At 64.6% G+C, this 18,862-nt stretch carries 19 protein-coding genes; 6 read left to right on the top strand and 13 right to left on the bottom strand.

Features of this window, described 5'->3' with window-relative positions; all coding sequences use genetic code 11:
• Positions 1-37: 37 nt before the first annotated feature.
• Both EYV96_RS15890 and EYV96_RS15885 read right to left on the bottom strand, forming a co-directional pair.
• On the bottom strand, positions 38-226 hold the full coding sequence (locus EYV96_RS15890; protein WP_131152561.1) for a hypothetical protein: 189 nt from the start codon (positions 224-226) through the stop codon (positions 38-40).
• A 1-nt stretch (position 227) separates the two neighbouring features.
• Positions 228-1,220: an aldo/keto reductase gene (locus tag EYV96_RS15885; RefSeq protein ID WP_131152560.1), complete on the bottom strand. Its 993-nt coding sequence runs from the start codon at positions 1,218-1,220 to the stop codon at positions 228-230.
• A 191-nt stretch (positions 1,221-1,411) separates the two neighbouring features.
• On the opposite strand from EYV96_RS15885, the gene EYV96_RS15880 reads away from it, so the two are divergent.
• Positions 1,412-2,149 carry an MliC family protein gene (locus EYV96_RS15880; RefSeq protein ID WP_165488701.1) on the top strand — a complete coding sequence of 246 codons (738 nt, stop codon included), beginning with the start codon at positions 1,412-1,414 and terminating at the stop codon, positions 2,147-2,149.
• 40 nt (positions 2,150-2,189) lie between these two features.
• Here EYV96_RS15880 and EYV96_RS15875 read toward each other — a convergent pair whose 3' ends face one another.
• Positions 2,190-3,635, bottom strand: a complete 1,446-nt coding sequence (locus EYV96_RS15875; RefSeq protein WP_240732622.1) for a DUF2252 domain-containing protein — start codon at positions 3,633-3,635, stop codon at positions 2,190-2,192.
• Positions 3,636-4,075: 440 nt separating this feature from the next.
• Between EYV96_RS15875 and EYV96_RS18800 the strand changes: the two genes are divergently transcribed.
• Complete coding sequence (locus tag EYV96_RS18800; RefSeq protein WP_165488700.1) at positions 4,076-4,438, top strand: response regulator; 363 nt, start codon at positions 4,076-4,078, stop codon at positions 4,436-4,438.
• A gap of 35 nt (positions 4,439-4,473) precedes the next feature.
• Here the strand turns inward: EYV96_RS18800 and EYV96_RS15865 are convergent, their stop codons facing one another.
• Together EYV96_RS15865 and EYV96_RS15860 are read right to left on the bottom strand one after the other, a co-directional pair.
• Positions 4,474-4,857: a VOC family protein gene (locus EYV96_RS15865; RefSeq protein ID WP_131152557.1), complete on the bottom strand. Its 384-nt coding sequence runs from the start codon at positions 4,855-4,857 to the stop codon at positions 4,474-4,476.
• Between the two features lie 383 nt (positions 4,858-5,240).
• Positions 5,241-6,125, bottom strand: a complete 885-nt coding sequence (locus tag EYV96_RS15860) for a methylglyoxal synthase (protein ID WP_131152842.1) — start codon at positions 6,123-6,125, stop codon at positions 5,241-5,243.
• Between the two features lie 318 nt (positions 6,126-6,443).
• On the opposite strand from EYV96_RS15860, the gene EYV96_RS15855 reads away from it, so the two are divergent.
• The 4 genes from EYV96_RS15855 to EYV96_RS15840 all read left to right on the top strand — a co-directional run bounded on the left by EYV96_RS15855 (position 6,444) and on the right by EYV96_RS15840 (position 12,326).
• Complete coding sequence (locus tag EYV96_RS15855; protein WP_240732621.1) at positions 6,444-8,945, top strand: TonB-dependent receptor; 2,502 nt, start codon at positions 6,444-6,446, stop codon at positions 8,943-8,945.
• Positions 8,946-8,995: 50 nt separating this feature from the next.
• Positions 8,996-10,096 (top strand): phosphatidylinositol-specific phospholipase C1-like protein, encoded by a 1,101-nt coding sequence (locus tag EYV96_RS15850; protein ID WP_240732620.1) that lies wholly within the window; start codon positions 8,996-8,998, stop codon positions 10,094-10,096.
• Positions 10,093-11,610 carry a CehA/McbA family metallohydrolase gene (locus EYV96_RS15845; RefSeq protein WP_131152555.1) on the top strand — a complete coding sequence of 506 codons (1,518 nt, stop codon included), beginning with the start codon at positions 10,093-10,095 and terminating at the stop codon, positions 11,608-11,610. Before EYV96_RS15850 ends, EYV96_RS15845 begins: the two co-directional genes overlap by 4 nt.
• Positions 11,611-11,708: 98 nt before the next feature.
• Entirely contained in the window at positions 11,709-12,326 is a 618-nt protein-coding gene (locus EYV96_RS15840; protein WP_131152554.1) for a LysE/ArgO family amino acid transporter, read from the top strand.
• 134 nt (positions 12,327-12,460) lie between these two features.
• Here the strand turns inward: EYV96_RS15840 and EYV96_RS15835 are convergent, their stop codons facing one another.
• The 8 genes from EYV96_RS15835 to EYV96_RS15800 all read right to left on the bottom strand — a co-directional run bounded on the left by EYV96_RS15835 (position 12,461) and on the right by EYV96_RS15800 (position 18,761).
• Positions 12,461-12,817: a hypothetical protein gene (locus EYV96_RS15835; protein WP_131152553.1), complete on the bottom strand. Its 357-nt coding sequence runs from the start codon at positions 12,815-12,817 to the stop codon at positions 12,461-12,463.
• Positions 12,814-13,233, bottom strand: coding sequence for a hypothetical protein (locus EYV96_RS15830; RefSeq protein ID WP_131152552.1), 420 nt, complete (start codon positions 13,231-13,233; stop codon positions 12,814-12,816). Before EYV96_RS15830 ends, EYV96_RS15835 begins: the two co-directional genes overlap by 4 nt.
• Positions 13,230-13,661, bottom strand: a complete 432-nt coding sequence (locus EYV96_RS15825; protein ID WP_131152551.1) for a hypothetical protein — start codon at positions 13,659-13,661, stop codon at positions 13,230-13,232. The genes EYV96_RS15830 and EYV96_RS15825 overlap by 4 nt, the downstream gene beginning before the upstream one ends.
• Positions 13,658-14,614, bottom strand: a complete 957-nt coding sequence (locus EYV96_RS15820) for a hypothetical protein (protein ID WP_131152550.1) — start codon at positions 14,612-14,614, stop codon at positions 13,658-13,660. Before EYV96_RS15820 ends, EYV96_RS15825 begins: the two co-directional genes overlap by 4 nt.
• A gap of 203 nt (positions 14,615-14,817) precedes the next feature.
• Positions 14,818-15,789 (bottom strand): TolB family protein, encoded by a 972-nt coding sequence (locus EYV96_RS15815; protein WP_131152549.1) that lies wholly within the window; start codon positions 15,787-15,789, stop codon positions 14,818-14,820.
• Positions 15,790-15,920: 131 nt separating this feature from the next.
• Positions 15,921-16,676, bottom strand: a complete 756-nt coding sequence (locus tag EYV96_RS15810) for a LytR/AlgR family response regulator transcription factor (protein WP_131152548.1) — start codon at positions 16,674-16,676, stop codon at positions 15,921-15,923.
• Positions 16,673-17,755 carry a sensor histidine kinase gene (locus tag EYV96_RS15805; RefSeq protein WP_240732619.1) on the bottom strand — a complete coding sequence of 361 codons (1,083 nt, stop codon included), beginning with the start codon at positions 17,753-17,755 and terminating at the stop codon, positions 16,673-16,675. Before EYV96_RS15805 ends, EYV96_RS15810 begins: the two co-directional genes overlap by 4 nt.
• A gap of 100 nt (positions 17,756-17,855) precedes the next feature.
• Positions 17,856-18,761: a TolB-like translocation protein gene (locus tag EYV96_RS15800; protein WP_131152546.1), complete on the bottom strand. Its 906-nt coding sequence runs from the start codon at positions 18,759-18,761 to the stop codon at positions 17,856-17,858.
• Between the last annotated feature and the right edge of the window lie 101 nt (positions 18,762-18,862).

Below are 18,862 nucleotides of genomic sequence, written 5' to 3'. Positions count from 1 at the left end.
CCGGGCCCCGTCAAACCGCCGGTTCGCTCAGCACGGGCTAGTTGTCCACACTGCGTGCGTGGATCGCCTTGTCGATCGCCAGGACGCGCTTCAGGGCGAGCTTGCGCACCTTCGGCCCTAACGACTGGGCGTGCTGGATCCAGTAGATGCGCCAGCGCCGCAGTTCCTCGACGTCCATGGCGTCGAAGCGACGCTTGAAGTCTTCCAACTCGCGAAACTGGCCCATGTCAGCGCCCGGTGGTTCGTTCGAGTTCTTCCGGATAACGCGCGCCCTGGACCTCGATACGCTCGGCGGCCGCCGTGATCTCGCGTACTTCGGCGCCAGCAAGATGCACGCGCGTGGCGTCGATGTTTTCCTCAAGCCTGCTGAGCTTTGTCGTGCCCGGGATGGGCACGATCCACGGCTTGTGCGCCAGCAACCAGGCCAGCGCCACTTGAGCGGGTGTCGCCTGCTTGCGGTGAGCAATGTCCCGAAGCAGTTCCACCATGGCCTCGTTGGCGGCCCGCGCCTGGGCAGCGAATCGGGGCAGCTTGTTGCGGAAGTCGTTGGCCTCGAAGGTGGTGCTCGCATTCATCGCACCGGTCAGGAAACCTCGCCCGAGCGGGCTGTACGGCACCAGCCCGATCCCGAGTTCCTCCAGCGCCGGCAGGAGTTCCTTCTCCGCCTCGCGGAACCAGAGCGAATATTCGTTCTGCACCGTGGTGACCGGTTGCACCGCATGCGCCTTGCGGATGGTGGCCACGCTCGCCTCCGACAGGCCGAAGTGACGGACCTTGCCCTCGGCGATGAGGTCTTTCACCGTGCCGGCGACCTCTTCGATCGGCACGTTTGGATCGACGCGATGCTGGTAAAGCAGATCGATGACATCCGTGCGCAAGCGTCCCAGTGAGGCGTCCACCACCGCGCGAATGTGCTCGGGCCGGCTGTTCAGTCCGCGCTGGGCACCGGTCTGCGGATCGATATCGAAACCGAACTTGGTGGCGATGATCACTTGCGCGCGCAAGGGTGCCAGGGCTTCGCCAAGCAGGGTCTCATTGGTAAACGGGCCATAGACCTCCGCCGTGTCGAACAACGTGACACCGAGTTCGACCGCATGGCGCAACAAGGCGATCATTTGTCCCTTGTCGGGCGGTGTGCCATAGGCGTGGGTCATGCCCATGCAGCCCAGGCCGAGGGCGGAGACTTCCAGGCCGGATGTTCCAAGCGTGCGCTTCTGCATGATGCGAAGTCCTGGGGATACGGATCGGCAGCCGAAGGCGGAAGGCCACCATAGCGCCGGGACGCGTGGACATGAAGTGTCGGACGGAAGTTCACGCGGGAGCCACGCCTTTGCATGCCATGCTTGCTGGATGCCGTCCGTATCCCGGCGCGATGCGGCGCGGCCACATACACGTTGTCCGGGAGAACCGTATGAAGCTGTTTGCCTTGCTGGCCACGACGTCCTGCGCCCTGCTGATGGCGGCTTGTCACTCACCGGAGACACCGAGTGACACGACCGCCGCCCGCACCCCGCCTGCCGCGACGTCAGCCGCCCCGGCACCGGCGATCCCCGCGTCACACACCTACGCCTATCAATGCGAGGATTTGTCGGTGACCGCGCGCTTCGTGGGCCAGGATCGTGTTGACCTGAGCTGGGCGGGCAAGCAACTCACGTTGCCCAGCGCCGTCTCCGCCGACGGCGCCCGCTATGCCGACGAGAAGGGCAACGAGTTCTGGGGCAAGGGCATGAAGGAAGCCATGTTCACGCTCGCCGGCGAAAAGATGCGCACCTGCACCGGCAACGGCGAAGAACAACCGCACGCCCCGCCCGAGGGCGCCACCGCCTACGCCACGGATCAGTCCGGCACGCTAAGCACCCAGTTCCACGCCATCGGCAATGAACCGGGCTGGCTGGCGAATGTCGACCTGGGCGACGCGCCGTCGGTGCATATCGAGATGAACTACGGCGAGCGCAAACTCGATATCCGTGGCGCGAAGGTGGCCGATGACAGCTGGGTCGGACAGAGCAAGGACGGCACGCCCATTACCCTCGCCTTCCAGCGCACGCCTTGCCAGGACAGCATGAGTGGCGCAAGCGCGCCGGCCACGGTCACGCTCAAGGTCGATGGTGAAACCCTGCACGGATGCGGTGGATTCAGGACGCCATGAACGGGCGAAGTCAGTCTCCCGACTGACCTCGCACCGGTCCTCAGTCAATCACTTTCGCTTCGACCTTGCCCGAGCGAACGGCATCGACCAGCGCGGCATGGTCGCGCAGATTCTGCTCCGCATAGGCTTCGGCAAAGCGCGCCAGCGCATCCGGGAACGCGTCGCTCTTGCCAAGGTAGGCACTGAGCAGGACGGCATCGCCACTGCGTGCATGGGCACGCGCCAGCGACCGGCCGCAGAGGCGCCCATAGTTGCGCAGGTTGTTGGGTTTCATGATCTCGATTTCGGGCGAGATCTTCGCATCGCGCAACTGGCGGACGTAGAAGCTGAGCTTCTCGCCTTTGGTCCATCCCAGGAAAATATCGCTGGCCGATTGCATCAGTCGCTGACCGGCCACCACGCGCTGTCCCTGATTGCTGTAGATCGTCGGCTTCACGAACGGCTCGATCACGGACTGGCGCGCTTCCTTGAACTGCAGGAACAACGGATCGCCACTTCCCGATATGAGCAGGATGATGCCGCAGGTGGTGCCGACGCTTCCCACGCCCACGACCTTCATCGCGTGATCGACGGGCTTGAAGCGATCCAGCAGCACGCGCCGCTCCGTGGGCAGCGAGCTTCGATACTCGGCGAAGACCTTCTCACCTTGCTTGCGCGAGATCGGCTTGGCTTCGTGATAGATCAGCGGCGGCTCGTCCTTGATGCGCGGCGGATCGCCACCGGCGACGGATAGCTTGACGAACTCCTTGGTGTGCGCCGTTTGCTCCGTGGCCTTGCGAATGCGTGCCTCGGTGAACTTGCGCATGGCCGCATCTTCCATCTGGGCGATGACGTCCTCGAGATTCATCTGGTCGTACCAGGCCTCAAGCACCGGCATGGCCTCATACGCCTTCATCCACTCCGCGTAGCCATCGGCTGCGTTCCATGCCGCGTCGCGTGCCTGGTCCTTGTTGAAGCCATTGGCTTGCGCGGCAATAAACATGCTCGCCGCCAGGCGTTTCACGTCCCACTCCCACGGACCGATCGTCGTTTCATCAAAGTCGTTGATGTCGAAGACGATCTTGCGTTCGGGCGTGGCGAAGCCGCCGAAGTTGAGCAGATGGCAGTCGCCGCAGATCTGCAGATGAATGCCCGTCGATGGCGTGTGCGACAAATCGTTGGCCATGATGGCCGCCGCGCCACGATAAAACGCGAACGGCGAACGCATCATGCGTCCGTAGCGGATCGGGATGAGCTCTTTCACGCGCCCCTTGGAGGAGTCGATCAGGATCTCCACCGGATCGCGGCGATGAGCGCCCGTTTGCCAGTCACCATGCGACTTGCGCGAGCAGTTCACGCGCAGCGCGCGACCGACGGCCTGTCGTTCGGCGACCGGAAGACGATGGCTTTGCTCCAGCGGGTCGCCATGCTCCTGCCCGGCCAACATCTGCTTGGATTGCTTGCGCGCGCGTTCCTGGTCCGAACGCAGTTTGGACGACCCGCTCATGGCACTTGCCTCCGCTGGACACCGTCGCCACCGCCTGGGGGCGACCGAGTGATAAGGATCGCGCCGCAAGCCGTTAACGCATAGCGAAAAAATACCTAGAAATGCGCGCGTCAAAGGGCAGCTGGCGCAGGCAGCGGCAAGCCTTTCGAAGGCGCGAAACCCTGCGTTCGGAAGGCAAATGTGACAGCACGCCATGCTTGAGGCCGCCAGCGCGGGCGCAAGCATTTTCCTCGTGCCTTTTGAACGCACTCGGCGTACGCTGGATTGACAGCGCCTTCACACCTTCGGCGTCCGCATCCGGGTGTGCCTTGCATAAGCCAATCCTAAGGTCGAATTGCCGACCCCGGGGGTGGTCAGGGCACCATGGGGAGAGCAGGGTGGCAAGGAGCGATTCCGCGGGAGGCAGCGGAACGCCGACGAGGCGCAAGGGGGACAGGCCTATGGGCACGGTAGCGGGACGGCGCTTATTGCTGGTGGAAGACGATCCGCAGGTAGCGATGGTCGTCGACGAGGTGCTGAGCGAGCTGGGACTGGAAGTGCTGGTCAACCAGAGCTTTCAGAACGCCCAGGAAGAACTGGATGCCGGCGACATCGACGTGGCCGTGCTGGACATGTTCCTGCGCGGCGAGAGTGCGTTGCCCATTGCGCGCAAGCTGCATGGCATGAAGGTGCCATTCCTGGTGCTCACCGGCGGCGACCCGACGCCGATCCTGCGCGAATTTCCCGATGTCACCGTCATGTCCAAGCCCTTCCAGGTGGCCGAACTTGAGCATCGCGTGATGCGCTTGCTCTGCCCGGGCTGACGCAAGGCTTGCCCACCCCCGGGTCGCAAAAGCGCTCAGGGGTTGGGGTGGTAGAACTGCAACCCGTTGCCATCCAGGTCATGCAGATGGAATTCGCGCGTACCCCACGGGGTATCGCCGGGCATGGACCACGGGCCATCGGCCTGCCCACTGAGCGCGCCACGTTCGCGAAGCTCCACGAACAGCTCGTCCACTTCCCGCACCAGGAACCGGTACACCGGTCGATCGCGCGTGCGGTCCCGTGCGGCCTCATGCCATTGCAGGTGCAACTCCACGCCATCGCGCCGAACGGCGGCGTAGTGCGGGGCATCCGGTGAATCGATGAACCACAGATCGAAACCGAGGCGTCGATAGAAGCGGATCGCCGTGGAGACGTTGCTGCACATCAGGACCGGATGCACGCATTCGAGTGTGGCCATATGCCTCCGCGAGAGCCCGCGTCGTACCGGATCGCATGCACCGTACCGGCGGGTGTCGTGTGCATCGTGCGACGGGCGCGGCAGGAAATCAAACGCCGCGAAGGCGTGCCCGCTACGACGAAGTTTTACCTACTTATTTCGCCGAAGTACTAATACTTAAGTACCGACATAAAGCCGCGCGCCCGGCGTATAACGACTGCGCGCGTTTGCCGGGCCGCTTTTCCTGCGCGCATCCCGACGGCATGGCCGATCGAACGATGCGATGCCTGCGATGGGCAAGCACTTTGCCCATGCCCGTGTTGAGCGCCTTGGCTGACGTGGCCCGCACTCCTGGCACAGAGTGATGCCCCAACCGCGTCGGCCAAGGCGCCAACTTTTCCCGGTTATGCCTGCACCACGGCCTTGCGCTGTTCGGCCGCCACGGCCCAGCGCCGGGCCACTTTCAGCGCCGTCATGCACGCGGCGTGATCCGTCACGGTGCAGACCGCGCGTTCCAGCAGCTGGATGTCGGCTTCGTGCTGACGCGCGACGTGCGGGTCTTCGAAGAAGATGGCGCGCTGGCAGCGGCGCTCGAGCACGCGGTCGGCGATCTGCGCATCGCCACCGAGCGGGCCGCTGGCGAAACGCTCGATCCACGGCGTGTCGCGCGGCCAGCCGCGACTCCAGGCCAGTTCGTTCAGACGCAGGCCGGTGGTGCCGGTGCCGATGCGGCTGCCGAAGGATGACAGCAGGTCAAAGTGATCGGCAACGAATTCGGCCATGTCGCCCTTCATGGCGTCATGGGCGATCAGCGCGACGGTCTGGCGGCCGAAGTCATGCAGGTCATCGGCACCCGGGTCCGGCGCGAAGCCGGCATGGATGCGCTCCATCTCCACCCAGTCGCGCGCGGCGGCCACCGTGGAAACGAAGGGCTTCTGGTGGATGACGCACTGGCGCTTGAGCGCGGCGCTTTCAGGGAACAGGGACGCGATGTCGGTCGGATCCAGCAGATGGATGGCGCCGTCGAGCTGGCGATCCTCCCCGGGGATGCCGACGATTTCGGCCACGATCTTCATCAGACCGCCGTGGCTGCTGCGCGGATACCGGCGCAGGTCAGCCTCGTAACCGGTCAACAGGCCTGAGTCCTGGATGGCGTCGTAAGTGCGCTCGCCGATATGGAAATGCACGCCCAGTTGTCGCAGGCCCGGGGCGCTTGCACGCAGCCAGCGGAACAGGGCGGCGTCCGGGGTGCGCCAGTGGATGGGGTTGGCAATGAGGCCAAATCGCAGGGATGAGGTGGGCATGTCCGGCATCCTCGCATGATTGTGCGCGCCCGCCCACACGTCCAAAGCCCGCCAAATGACGGCCATGTGACGCATTTAGACGTCCAAACGCCTTTCGACCGCAAGATGTCACGACAGCAGCGCGCAACTGTCATACGACGTGAATAGCCTTTCACACGTCGAGCCTGCGCTATGCATGGAGCATTTCCCCCCGCAAGGAGGCCCCGACGCGCTCTCCCATCCGCATAACCGGTGACCTCCCCGTCGCCGCGGATCAGTGCGCGTCACGCACGGCTGTCGCCTTCCCCTTCGGAGTGAATCAACGTGCGTAAGTCATCGATCAGCCACGCCATCGGCCTGGCCCTGCTGGGCAGCCTTGTTTTCGCGATGTCGCCCGTGCACGCGCAGGACGCCTCGTCCACCACGGATGCCAAGCCCAAGCCCGACGAGAAGGCCAAGAACCTCGACGGCATCGTCGTCACCGCGCGCTCGGGCGTCGAGCAGCGCACCAAGGCTGAAACCAGCTACTCCATCACCACCATCGACGAAGACCGCCTGCGCATGCAGGCGCCGACCTCGGTGACCGAGGCGATGAAGTCGGTGCCCGGCTTCTGGGTGGAAGCCTCCGGCGGCGAAGCCAGCGGCAATATCCGCGCACGTGGCATCCCGGTGGACGGCTTCGGCTCGGTGAACCTGCTCGAAGACGGCATCCCCGTGCAGCACGACCCGGCCCTGGGCTACCTCAACGCCGACCAGGCCTTCCGCCTGGACGAAACCATCGAGCGCGTCGAAGTGGTGCGCGGCGGCCCGTCGACCATCTTCTATTCCAACGCCCCGGCCGGCGCGATCAACTTCATCCCGCGCCAGGTGGGTGAAACCGCCTCGGGCGTGGCCAAGTTCACGGTGGGCGACTACGGCCTGACGCGCGGCGACTTCTGGTACGGCACGCCGCTCAAGGGCGGCTGGAAGATCAGCGCCGGTGGCTTCTACCGCACCGATACCGGCATCCGCGAGCCGGGCTTCAATGCCAACGACGGCGGGCAGATCCGCCTGAACATCGGCAAGGATTTCCAGGGCGGCAGTTTCGACTTCGACGTCAAGCACATGGACGACAAGGTCGCGCTGTACCTGGGCATCCCGATGCGCACTTATCCCAACGGCGACATCAAGGCCGTGCCGGGCTTCGATGGCAACTACGGCACCATTGCCGGCCCCGAGACCGAGCATGTGCAGATGAAGATGGCCAACGGCGGCCTCTACAACTTCGACAACGCCGACGGCACGCACGTCAAGCGCGACCAGCTCACGCTGAAGTTCAACCTGGATCTGGGCGACGGCTGGAAGCTGGCCGAGTCCATGCGCTACGACGACACCCACACCCAGCGCAACGGCGTTTTCCCGAACACGCTGCAGAGCGCCACGGCATTCCTGGCGGCGAACCAGAAGTATCTGCCGGCCGGCGCCGCGGGCCTGCAGCTGCGCTATGTGGACTCGGGCAAGGTCTACAACACCGCCAACCAGAATGGTAACGGCCTGGTCGTCGTGGCTGGCCTGCGCGGCGTGACCATGCCGCTCAAGGAATTCATCAACGATACCCGCGTCATGCGCCAGTTCGACTTCGGCGGAACGCACGATGTCACCATGGGCTATTACTACGCCCGCTTCGACCAGAAGTTCAGCCGCTACTCCTCCAGCGCGCTGACCGATGTGCGCGACAACGCGCTGCTGCTGGACCTCGTAGCCGTCGACGCGGCCGGCAACCCCCTCTCCAAACTCACCGACAACGGCATCTACCGCTACGGTTATGAATGGGAGAACGCCAGCGGCCGTTCGACGACCAACGCGTTTTACCTCTCCGACGAATGGCAGGTCACGCCGGAGCTGCGCATCGACGGCGGCGCGCGATGGGAACAGGTCAACACCCGTGGCCACACCGAGCAGAAGCAACAGGTGAACCAGGGCACGCTGGCGACCTCACAGATGTGGACCGGCACCGGCGTGTTCGTGCCCTGGGACCACACCTTCAACAAGCTGGGCTGGACGCTGGGCGCCAACTGGCAGTTCTCCGATCGCCAGGGCCTGTTCGGTCGCTGGACCTCGGCCTTCCGCCTGCCCAACCTCTCCAGCTACATCACCAGCCCGGCGGCCACGCCGATCATCCAGACCATGAAGCTGGGTGAGATTGGCTACAAGTACACCGACCGCCAGTTCGACATCTACGCCACGGCCTTCTACACCAAGTACAACAACGTCGGCTTCAGCAATGCCGTGTTCAATGCGCAGGGCAACAGCTCGACGGTGCAGCAGGGCTATGCGGACACCAAGACCACCGGCCTTGAGTTTGAAGGCAGCTGGTTCCCGGTGAACTGGTTCGACGTGCAGGTGACCGCCACGATCCAGGACCCGAAGTACAAGGGCCTGCGCTACACCGAGGCGGTGGCCGGTGCACCGGTGCTGCGCAACTACGAAGACAACCAGCTGATCCGCGTGCCCAAGCAAAGCTACCGCGTGGTGCCGGGCGTGAACCTGCTGGACGGTCGCTTGCGCCTGCAGGTGTCGTATGAGTACGAAGGCCAGCGTTACGTCGATACCGCCAACTCGGTGAAGCTGCCGTCCTACGACGTGTGGAACGCCAGCGCGCGCTACGACATCTCGCAGATGTGCTCGCTGTTCTTCTACGTCGACAACATCACCAACTCGCTGGGCCTGACCGAAGGCAACCCGCGCGCCGGTGAACTGCAGAGTGCCGACGCGGGGGCGAACACCTTCATCGCCCGTCCGATCCTTGGCCGCGCCTACCGCGCCGCCATCATGTATCGGTTCTGAGGAAACGGGGCGGGGTTCGCAGCCCCGCCCTTTCCCGCATGCGTGTACTGATGGCCATGTTTTTCTTCACCGCGATGCCGGCGATGGCCTGCGATCTCGAAGCACCCGCGTGCCCGTCCGGCACCTTGCGCATGAACGACATCCAGGTGATTGGCACGCACAACAGTTACAAGCAGGCCATGCCACCGGAAGAGCTGGCCGCGCATCGCCGCCGCGATCCACGTGGTGCCGACGGGATCGATTACGGCCACCCGTCCCTCACGCGCCAGCTCAATGCCGGTGCGCGCACCATCGAACTGGATGTGTACTACGACCCGGCAGGCGGACGTTACGCCCATCCGCCGGGCGCGTTGCGGCAGGGTTACGCCACGTCGCCCTGGAACCCTGAGTCCACCGCACAGATGCAGCGTCCCGGCTTCAAGGTGATGCATCTGTCCGACATCGACTTTCGCAGCAGCTGCCAGACCTTCGTGGCGTGCCTGAGCGAAATTCGCGCGTGGTCGCAGACGCATCCGCGCCATGTGCCGATCATGATCCTGATGAATGCCAAGGACGGGAAAGCCGGGCCTGGCGCGGTGTCGCCGCTGCCTTTCGATGCCGCGGCCTTCGATGCGCTGGACGCCGAAGCTCGCACCCTATTCCCGGCGCCTTCGCTGATCACGCCCGACAACGTGCAAGGCACGCATCCCACCTTGCGCGATGCGGTGCTGGCAAACGCGTGGCCCACACTGGATGACGCGCGCGGCAAGGTGTTCTTCGTGCTCGATGAAGATGCCCGCAAAGTGGCGCTCTATCGCGGCGAGCGGCGCTCGCTCGAAGGTCGCGTGATGTTCGTCAACACCGACGAAACTTCGCCCGCCGCTGCCTATCTGACGCTCAACGATCCCCTCGCGCAGGGCGACCGCATCGCACGCGATGTGCGCGCCGGTTTCGTCGTCCGCACTCGCGCCGACGCCGATACCGTCGAAGCGCGCCACAACGACACGCGACGCCGCGAAGCGGCTTTCGCCAGCGGCGCCCAGTACGTCTCCACCGATTACATGCAAGCGGACCCGCGCTTTGGCCCCTATCGCGTGGAACTTCCACGCGCCGCCGTCGCCCGCTGCAACCCGCATCGCCCCACCTGCGCCATCGACCGACCGACGCCATGACACTTCGCACGAACCGCATCATCCAGGTCCTCGCCCTGCTCGTACTCGCGCTTGGCGCCTTCGGCACGCTGCGCGCGCAGACCGACGCGCCCGCTCTCGTGCTCAAGGGCCAGCTCACCGGCAAGGACAACCAGACCTACCGCACCGAGGCTTTCACGGTGCCCGACGGCACCACACGCATCACCGTGCAGTTCGAGTACACCGGCCGCGACGAAAAGACGACCATCGACCTGGGATTGCTGGGGCCCGATGGCTTCCGCGGACAGGACGGGTTCCGCGGCTGGAGCGGTGGCAGCAAAGCACTTTTCACCATCTCCAGCACCGACGCCACGCCCGGCTATCTGCCCGGGATGATTCGCGCCGGTGAGTGGAAGCTGCTGCTGGGCATCCCCAACATCCGTCCCGACAGCAAGGCCGAGTACACCGCACGCGTCTGGTTCGGCCACCGCGACGATCCGGCATGGACGCCCGCCGTGCTGAATCCACCGATCAAAAACGAAGCCGGCTGGTACCGCGGCGACCTGCACATGCACACCGCCCACAGCGACGGCAGCTGCCCGACGCAGGCGGGCCTTCGTGCGCCCTGCCCGCTGTTCCTCACCGCGCAGGCGGCGGCCGATCGCGGCCTGGATTTCATCGCCATCACCGACCACAACACTGTCGCCCATGCCAACGCCATGCGCGAACTGCAACCGTATTTCGACAAGCTGCTGCTGATCCCGGGACGCGAAGTCACGACGTTTAGCGGCCACGCCAACCTGTTTGGCACCACCGCGCCTGTGGACTTCCGCGTAGGCAGTACCGAGGTACCCGACTGGAACACCCTGCTGCGCAACATCGCGCCGCTTCAAGGCGTCATCTCGATCAACCATCCCGTGCGACCCAGCGGTGAGATCTGCATGGGTTGCGGCTGGACACCCAAGCCCGATGTCGACATGTCGCTCGTACAGGCCATCGAAGTGGTCAACGGCGACGATCCGGGCACACCCTTGTCCGGCATCCCGTTCTGGGAAAAGCAGCTCAACCGCGGCTACCGCATCACCGCCATCGGCGGCAGCGACAACCACGATGCCTTCCAGAAGGTGCGCAAGCCCGGCTCCAACCCCACGGGCATTCCGGCCACGGTGGTGCATGCCGAAACCTTGTCGATGCATGACATCGTCGAGGGCATTCGCGCCGGTCACGTCTTCATCGATACCGACGGCACCAAAGACCGCGTACTCGAGTTCACAGCTCGTACGGATTCTGCGCAGGCCTTGATGGGTGATGCTCTTGCCGTACCGCGCGGCGTCACCGCCGAGCTGTCGCTGCGCGCCACCCATGCGGAGGGCGGCTGTTGGTTGCTGATCGTCGACGGCAAGCCACTCGCCGCACCCGCGCCTCTGACTCAGGACGACGAGACCCACAACGTACGCTGGACCAGCGACGGCAAACGCCACTGGATACGCGCCGAAGTGCGGTCGGCCGACGGGCGCCCGCTGCTCATCGGCAATCCGGTCTACGTGAATCCGTGAAGCCTCACCACGGGCCAGCGCGCTCGCCATGGATGATTTCGGCTAGCGTTGCACGCCCGGGCAAGGCACGCTAACGGGATTCCCTGCCGGACCCTCCCATGTACCTCTCCGCCGCCATCGCCGGATTCCTGTCCGGTGCAGGGCTCATCATCGCCATCGGCGCCCAGAACGCCTTCGTCCTTCGCCAGGGTTTGCAGAAGGAACACGTCGGCCTGGTGGTGGCCACCTGCATCTTCGGCGACGTCGCGCTGATCCTGTGCGGCGTGGCCGGGATGGGTGCGCTGGTGAAGGAGTGGCCCGCGCTGCTGCAGGCACTTCGCTTCGGCGGCGCGGCCTTTCTCGCCGTCTACGGCTTCATGGCGGCGAAGCGTGCCTGGCACGGATCCAGCGGGCTAAGCGCCCAGGGCAACGGCGTGCGCCAATGGCAACGCGTCCTCCTCGCCTGCCTCGCCTTCACCTTCCTCAACCCGCACGTCTACCTCGACACCATGATCCTGCTCGGCAGCCTGTCGACCCGCTATCCAGGCATGGTGCGCTGGGCGTTTGCAGCGGGTGCGTGCGCGGCGAGCGTCACGTGGTTCGTGACGCTGGGATTTGGGGCGCGGTGGTTGTTGCCGGTGTTCGGCAAGCCGTGGGCGTGGCGGGCGCTGGATGCGCTGATTGCCGTGTTCATGCTGGTGTTGGCTGCGCTTCTATTGTGGCGGCCGCTGACCTGATGTTTCATGGGCCAGGGCGTCACAGCACAAAGTGGCGCCCGAGTTCGTCGTGGCGAAGGGCAGTGGTTGGCGGGCGCTTGCCGCTACCTGCCCGCGCATGGCCGATCATTCACCGAAGTGGCCCGCCACTTCGGCTAACCGAAGACGGTCTTTTCCATTTTCCTGCCGATCCAGTAGTAACCGATGGCGCAAAGGGTGATCTCAAGTGTCGGAATAACGATGTTGTACGCATTCATGGCGACGACACTGTCCGCCATCAGCGCATCCAGCGGCGAAGACAGCGACATTAGAATCCACGAGACAGGAAGCGAGATCACCTGCAGGCCGAACGCGACACCCATGCCGCCGTGCAAAGCGTTCAGAAGGCATATACCGGCCAGATACAGGTAAACGCCAGCGAATACCGTACCTGTCGGCGAGAGGCGTTTCACCGCACGCGAAATGCGATGCCCGAATGACGTCTGCGGCGACCCGGAGGGGACGTTGCTCATGCGCGTTTGTCCGCCGCAGTCCGGTGCCCGCCTCTCAATGCCATCAGCGTCGCAACGCTGATCAAGAACCCCGTGCCAAGCAACTCCCAGCCAAACCCGCGGTCAAACAGCCAATCGACAGCGGAACCGAACGCGGCAAAACAAAGCACAAGAACAAGTACGGCTTGTCGGGTGACCGCCGCGCTCACCCATGTCGTGGTGACCATCGAGGCATACGACATAACGATGGTCGCCGCCAGCAGCGCAAGCTTCAGTGCAGGCGACACAAAGTCGCTACCCTCGACGACAACAACACCTTGCCAGAAGGCCAGGACCCCCGCGATGACCAGGCAAAGCACACCCAGGATGGCCTTGGGTACCGCCAGGATCGCATCCCTCCTGCGCGGCGTCGCGCGCTCCGGTCCGATGGCGGTCACGGCATACGACCATGGCGGGTTTGGTGGTTAACAGCCGTGCTACTGGCGTTGCGATGGGCGATGAGCTTCCCCAGCCAGGAGAAGAGCCTCCCCAGCTGCTTGCCGATGAAGTAATACCAGCGCGTGCAAAGGACGATTTCAATCGCTACGACCACTACGTTGATGACCCAGAGGTTGAGCCCGCCGACCAGGGCGACCTCAGCCAGCGGGTCGAGGACAAGCAACACGAGCGCCGAGATGGGGAGCGAGATGATCTGCAGCGCAAATAAAACTCCCTGGCCGCCCTGGATGGCATGGATAACGCACGCAACGGCGAGGCAGAGATATACGCAGGCCAGGACGGTGCCGCTGATCGAAAGCCGTTTCAGACGCTGCCGGAGGCGCCGTCGGAATGGAGAAGGCTTGGGTACAGGCGTGGGCTTGCTCACGCGTGACTCTCTGGTGCGAAACGGGTTGGCGCCACGATCTGCGTATCGTCCGGCTCCATTTCCCGTCCATCGACGGCGATATGGGATGCCCAGGCCGCGAGCGACTTGCCGAGCTCCCTTTGCTGCGATCGCGCAGTGACCAGAACGTCAGTGGCCACCTTCATGACCAGTCCCTTGTCGAGCAGGACAGGGGGAGTTCCGGGTCCCAGCGCGAGGGAAGCGTGATAGCGGATCGCGTTCTCACTGGTGAAGTTGTCCGGGCTATAACCCATGGCCGTCAAAAGCCGCATCGATGCATCGACCAATGCCTCGTGATCGGCATCGATCCGCTCGACGGCACCTTCCACTTTGCGCCGACCCTTGGTCACTACCCGCCAGAGGCCGTCGCACCGCGTGTTCAACGCGGCCAGCTTCTCCCGTGATTGCCCAAGGTCGGCCCTGCTCTGCGAAAGCGCCTCGTGGCTTTCTTCAAGGTCAGCGCTCACTTTCTGCTGGTTGCCGCGGGCCGCATCGAGCTCGGCGAGCAACTTGTCGTACCGCGCCTGATTGTCTGCTGCAAGATCGGTAAGGTCGCTCACGCGCCTGGCATGGCTTGCCTTGAGTTTGATATAGGTCGTCGGCTCGACCCACCGCACCTGATCAAACTTCTGCTCCACCACGCGCTTGAGCCAGCCATAGCATTCGAACAGCGCGAGGAAGAGCGTTGCCAACAGGTAATACGCGATGACACCAAGCAAGGCGAGACCAAGCGGCTTCCAAAGGGCGTCCACTTGCCCGAAGTAATGCGCCGAAAGGTAGTCCAGCCGGTCCTCGATACCGCGCGTCGAAAGCGCCAGCACCAGAAGGGCTTTCCAGTTCACGAGAACCCATGCAATGACGAACGCACCCGCGAAGGGGCTGGTTATGCGCTCATTGACGTGCGATTTGAACGAATCGATCAGCGTCTGCAGCATGCCTGCCGCGTTGTCGTCCTGACTTGCCATCCCTGCCCCCTGTCGGCATTGACTGGCCGCGCCGTGGCGCCCCGCGGGCATCCTTGGAACTGGCGGACCGAATGTGTTTGCTCAGCGGGGGTTTTGCCGCGAAGAGGCAAGGCTGTCAATGGGGGCGTGGCGGGGGAAGGAAGCGGACCGGCCGCTTCCTTCGGAGGTGTGGCTTAGCGGTCGATGCCGTGCGCCCGCAGGGTGTCGGCGATATCCACCTTCCAGATGTTGCGCGAGCCGTTCAACGGCTCCTGCATCCGCTTGGCCAGCGTCGCCGCGGTATCCGGCGTCTTGGGGAAGTTCACCTCCTCCAGGCGACTGCTCGACACGTACAGCTCGCCAAAGCTCCGCCCCAGCGACGGCGCGATATCCAGCGAGGTGCTGTTGGCGTCACCCTTCAGACGCTCCGGCTTGCCCCAGGCGCCATTGGCCTGGCGGAAGGCGATGTAGATGTCGGGGCCGCCGATGGAGTCGCCTTCGTTGCCGGCGTAGAGGATGAAGCGGCCGTCCGGGTCGATGCACGGGTCCATGCGGTTATGGTCGGTATCGCCGAGCGTGACCTGCTCCGGCGCGCTGTAGCCGGTGGCGGTCTTGTGGATCACGTAGATCTGGTACGCCTTGCCCGAGTCCGGGCGATGCGCGGAGAAGTACACATCGCCGTTGGCGGCGACGGACGGGCTGTACAGCATGACGCCGTCATTGTGCGCGCCGTCGACATGCATGGGCTGGCCCCAGCTGCCATTGGCCTGGCGCTCGACGTACCAAAGGTTCTTGCCGGCGAACTTCTGGCCCATCATCTCGGCGACTAGCGGCTTGTCGCCCGGCTTCACGGGACGGTTGGAGACGAAGAACAGGCGCTTGCCGTCGGGCGACAGCGCGGGCTCGGAGTCATGCCACTGGCCGGAGAACGATGCTACTTCCGCTGGCGACCAGCGTCCCTGCTGGCGATGCGAAAGCATGATGGTGTCGTCGCGTTCGGCGAAGTCCGAGCGCATGAAGTAAACGGTGTTGCCATCGGGCGTGAAGGTCGCCGAGGTTTCCTGCATGCCGGTGGAAATCACGCCGGCACCGAACAGCTCGCCCGCCATGGCCGACGACGAACCCAGCGCCGTAGCAACCATCCAGAGGAAGGGGATCAAACGCATGTGGAGCTCCCGTCCGAAGCACCCTGCTCCGGTTGCAAAGCAGGTTCACAGGCGTACGCGGCGTGCGCAGTGACTTTGGGATTGGCGGGCGGTGGCGCGTGACAAGCGGTGTGCCGCTTGTGATGAACGGTTCAGCTCATGCCCAGCGCGTGGCGTGCCTGCGTGCGGAACCGGCGACTGAGGTTCAACCGCGTCCCATCCTGCAACACCACCTCCGCACTCCCCTGAAACAGCGGATGCACCTCGCGAATCCGTTCCACATTCACCAGCGTCCCGCGATGAATGCGCAGGAACCGCGTCGGATCCAGCGTGTTGGCGAGATTGCGCAACGTCTCGCGATGCAGGTAACTTGCGCTGCCCGCATGGATATGCACGTAATTGCCATCCGCCCGAATCCAGTCAATATCGTTGGCCGCAATCACTCGCACATGCTCACCCACCTGCACGCTGATGCGTTGCAGCCAGCGCGACTCCGGCCGCGCCGCAGCCACCTCGCGCGCCGTCGCATGCAACCCCTGCCAATGCTGCCGCACCCGCTGCATCGCCTGATCGAAGCGCCCCTGCTCGATGGGCTTGAGCAGGTAATCGATGGCGTTGGCATCAAAGGCGCGCAACGCATGCTGACCAAAGGCCGTGGCGAACACGATCATCGGCCGCAACCCGGGGTTCAACGAATGCAGCAGCTTGAACCCATCCATACCCGGCATGCGAATGTCCAGGAACAAGAGATCCGGATCCAGCACCTCCACCGCCTTCTGCGCCTCGGCCGCATTGCCGCACTCGCCGACGATCTGGATATCCGCATGCGCCGCCAGCGCTTGCCGTACCGCCAGGCGCGCCAGCACTTCGTCATCCACCAGCAGGGCACGAATCGGCGGCAGGCTCATGAGGCGAAGGCCTGAAAGGGAAAGCGCACCTCGACGCGCGTGCCGCCGTCATCGCGCGGCTGCAGCTCAAGGCTGGCGTTGACGCCGAACAGCGCCGCGAGACGAGCGCGCGTATTGCTGAGCCCCAACCCATCGCGCGCACCCTGCGCCGGCAAACCCAGCCCATCGTCATCCACGCGCAGATACAACGCATCACCCTCACGCCGCGTCACGATATGCAGCGCACCGCGCGTGGGTTTCGCCAGCAGGCCGTGCTGCAAGGCGTTTTCGACCAGCGGCTGCAGGATCATGTTGGGCACGGAGGCTTGCAAGGTATCCACCGCCGCATCGAGATGCGTGGTGAGTCGGTCCTGAAAGCGCACCTGCTGGATATCGAGATAGCAGCGCAACAGTTCCAGCTCGCGCGCCAGTGGCACCTGCTGCGCGTGGCGCTCTTCCAGCGTCAGGCGCAGGAAGTCGCTGAGTTTGGCGATCATCAGGCGCGCCTGCATCGGATCGGCCAGCGCCAGCGCGGAGATCGCGTTCAAGGTGTTGAACAGAAAATGCGGCTGCAGCTGCACGCGCAACGTCTGCAATTGTGACTGCACCAATTGCGTTTCCAGTTGCGCATTGCGCAGGCGCTCGTCACGCAGGCGACGATGCGAATCGATCGCCCGACACACCACCAGCACCACCCAGTACGTGATCCAGCTCAGGTGCACGTTGTAGGCGAACTGCATGCGCACGTACGTCAGGAACGCCATGTCCGGCCGCGTCGACGGCGGCCCGCAGATCACCCAGTACAACACCAGTAACACGCACACCTGGGTAACGGCCACCAGCACGCTCGCCGGCCCATGCAGCAGCACAAAGCGACCCCAACCGGGCGTGACGCGACGCGCCAGCCGGGCCACCAGCGGCGTCAGCAGCATCCACAGATAGAAATGCAACAGGTTCCACGCCAGCGGACGCCACCAGATCACCGGCATGTCTTCGCTCAGCGCGGAGAGCACGTTGCTGGCCGTGAAACTGGCGGCCAGCGCCGTCCAGAACGCCAGGATCAGCAGGGCGGTTTTCCAGGAAGGAAAGCGGTTAGCCACGCGCACATCGCCCACCAGGCCCCGGCGGCCTTCGAAGCGGCGAGTGTGCGTGGCGCGACGGGGCAGTGGAAGTGTCAGGAGGCATGTCTCCGGGTGGGGGTCAGCTGGCGGCGCAGGTGGAAGGCGGATGCACGCCATGGGCCGCCAGCAGCGACGCCAGGGACACCTGCCACGTGGCATCGGAGCCTGGCGCGCCCGAGCCGCCGGCGCGGTCGCTGCTGAAGTAGATCGTGCGGTGATCGCAGCCCCACTGCGGCGCCATCGCGTGCGTGCCGGCGTTGACGCTGTCGCCCAGATCCTGGGGCTCGCTCCAGCCATCCTTGCCATGGAAACTGATCGCCAGCCGCATCACCTTCGACGGGTCTTTGCGCATGCTGAACACCATCGCCGAGCCATCCGGCAAGATCGCCGGGTCGCGGATCACCGTCGCCGCATCGCCGATCGCCACGCGCTCCGCCGCCTCGTACTGACCGCCCCGGTAGGCGCTGCGCATCAGCTGCAGCTTGTCGTCGGCATCGCAGCCAATGAAATACACGCTGCCATCCCCCGCCACGCCCGGCGCAAATGTGCGCGTGCAGCGATTCACGGCATCGGGCAGCCGCACCGGTTCACCCCAGCCGTCCCCGCGCCGCTCCACCCGCCAAAGGTTCATGCCCTTTCCCACGCGCAACGCCCCACCCATCACCGCGTCCAGCGGCTTGCCGCCCGTCGTTGCCGGCCGGCTGGATGCAAACACCATGTACGAGCCATCCGGCGCCATCGCTGCGTCGAAGTCGCGTTCATGACCCGGCAGAGCCGGCCGTGGCGCCGACCATCCCGCGCCCTCGCGATGCGACGCCATCAGCGCGACGCCGTCCCCCTCGAACCGTATGAAAACCACCGAACGCCCATCCGGCGCAAAGGCCGGCGACGAGTCGGAGGCGCCCATCAGCTCGGGCGCGAAACGTGTCGGTGGGGGCAGGCTAGTCGCCGCCGTGAGTGCCAACAGCAACATCGCCAGTCGCATGGGTGCTATTCCGGTGGAAGGAGGCTTGCCACGCTATGCGCCGCGCCAACGCCCGTCGACCGATGCATGACAGCCGGGCCGCAACGTGTGACGAGCGGTCC

Source organism: Dyella terrae (assembly GCF_004322705.1).
In the GTDB taxonomy this organism is placed as follows: Bacteria; Pseudomonadota; Gammaproteobacteria; order Xanthomonadales; family Rhodanobacteraceae; genus Dyella_D; species Dyella_D terrae.
Note: the sequence above shows the minus strand (reverse complement) of the source record. Positions and strands in the feature narration are given on the sequence as shown.